The organism is Veillonella sp. ZSJB6, assembly GCF_051549505.1.
Taxonomy (GTDB): Bacteria; Bacillota; Negativicutes; order Veillonellales; family Veillonellaceae; genus Veillonella.
On sequence record NZ_JBPUGE010000155.1, the window covers coordinates 1 to 243 of the forward strand.

The following is a 243-nucleotide window of genomic DNA, read 5'->3' on the forward strand; positions in this document are numbered from 1 at the left end:
GAGAGCACGGCGAGCCTCCTGGCGGGCCGTGCGCGCAGCCTCCAGTGCGCTGCGTGTCTCGGCAAGACGTTGCTTCGCCGTTGCCAAGCCATCGAGAATTTCGGCGCGGCGTATGCGCGCATCGGCCAGCGCGAGTTCGGCGCTGTTCCGATCGTCCGTCGCCTTGCGATGACGATCGACAAGGTCTTCCAAGCTACGGGCCTTCGCGCTGATGGCCTCATGCTCGGCCCGCCGCGTTGCGAG

1 protein-coding gene is annotated in these 243 nt (G+C 67.5%); it reads right to left on the reverse strand.

The window, feature by feature from the left end; genetic code table 11:
* Positions 1–192: hypothetical protein (locus ACSV5T_RS10260; protein ID WP_438321078.1), on the reverse strand; the 192-nt coding region annotated here is incomplete at its 3' end.
* Positions 193–243 lie beyond the last annotated feature (51 nt).